Raw genomic sequence first — 1,581 nt, forward strand, 5'->3', positions numbered from 1 at the left:
AAGTCAACTCTTTTTATTTTTCTATATTTTTATTATAAGATTCATCGAAATCTCTGCCTTCAAGTTTTGGATCAAGTGTTAAGGGTTCGCGGCAATACATACACATGTCCACACGACCGAGCATTTTTGTTGTTTTACCACAGCCTGGACATTTAACCTGAATGGTTTTTGTTGATAACATTCCAATCCAAAAATAGACAACCGTACTTGCGATTATAAAAAGAAGACCAAAAATCATAAAGATGGTCATAATAAGTGGTGAGGAACGAAAAAAGATGCCTCCGTACATAACGATAAAGCCGATAAAAATTAGTCCTAATGCAAAGCTGCGAATTTTATTTATTTTACTTGAATATTTAACCATGTAGTTTCTCCCTCCTATAGAAACTATACCATATTTATCTAAAGAGAAAAAAGGCTGAAGAAGAATGTCGAATTTTGTCTTCAATTTTAGAAGGAGATTTATCATCATTGTCGAAGTTATAATGCTATCGAGAAAAATGGAGGTATGATGAATGGAAGACATTCTTCGTCCTATTTATCAAGAAAGGGCAAGCCAATTAAATACTTTAGGAGTTTTATTGGTTGAAAAAAGACAAAAATCAAGCCAAACAACAGATTCATTTGATGCAATTCTTTTGATTATTGTAAAAGAGGCAGACAAGCCAATCTTCATAAAGCACTACACCTATGATAACCATAAGGCTGCTATGCATGTTATTACTGAATCACAGTTGCAAGAATGGCTTTTGTTCGGTTCTAATCGGAAAATATTTGAATGGCTTCATAATGCCAAAATTATTTTTGACCGAAATGAATATGTAGAAAATTTAAAAACTGAGCTGAGAGAATTTCCTTTTAACGGGCGAAAAATTAAAATGGGCTTAGAATTTGCAAAATTAATTCGACGGTACGTAGACGGAAAGGCGCTATTTGAACATAAACAGTTTTTAGATGCTTATAATCATGTTGTTCATTCATTGCATCACCTTGCAAGATTAGAGGTTATCGAAAGTGGGCTTCACCCTGAACTTACTGTCTGGCATCAAGTGAAACAAATAGAACCGGAAATATTTAAGTTATATGAAGAGCTTGTTAACAGTGAAGAAACCCTTGAAAAAAGATTAGAACTTTTATTTCTGGCCAGTGAGTTTATGATCCATTCACGAATAAATATTGGAGCAGCTCATTTACTTGAGGTGCTAAGTACAAAGGACCATTGGATGTTTAATGAAATCATGACTGAAACTGAATTGGCACCTTATTCGGTTGATATGGCAGTTCTTCTTGAATATTTGCTCGAAAAACATTTGATTGAAGTTGTTAATGTTGAGACAAAGGGTCAAGGTGTTTTCCACCGGTGCTATCGTGTGAGTAAAAAATTATCGTAAAAAAACGAAATTACTTATTGACCTTTTTATAATTACTTGGTATATTAATAACCGTCGCTGCGAAACGATTTAATAAAGTTTTCGTGAGTGACGGTTTTTCAAAAAAAGTTATTGACTTTACGAAAAACGATGTGTTATATTAATAAAGTCGCTTGTGAGCGATAATAAAAACTTGTTCTTTGAAAACTAA

2 protein-coding genes are annotated in these 1,581 nt (G+C 33.2%); one reads left to right on the top strand and one right to left on the bottom strand.

Annotated features, from left to right (window positions below; all coding sequences use genetic code 11):
• Nucleotides 1-13: 13 nt before the first annotated feature.
• The gene (locus V7161_RS03170; RefSeq protein ID WP_223589807.1) at nt 14-364 is read right to left on the bottom strand and encodes a YgzB family protein; all 351 of its coding nucleotides are present in this window, start codon (nt 362-364) and stop codon (nt 14-16) included.
• 151 nt (nt 365-515) lie between these two features.
• Between V7161_RS03170 and V7161_RS03175 the strand changes: the two genes are divergently transcribed.
• Nucleotides 516-1,391, top strand: coding sequence for a nucleotidyltransferase-like protein (locus tag V7161_RS03175; protein WP_335442239.1), 876 nt, complete (start codon nt 516-518; stop codon nt 1,389-1,391).
• Nucleotides 1,392-1,581 lie beyond the last annotated feature (190 nt).

Origin of the sequence: Neobacillus drentensis, assembly GCF_036965425.1 — a bacterium.
Taxonomy (GTDB): domain Bacteria; phylum Bacillota; class Bacilli; order Bacillales; family Cytobacillaceae; genus Neobacillus; species Neobacillus drentensis_F.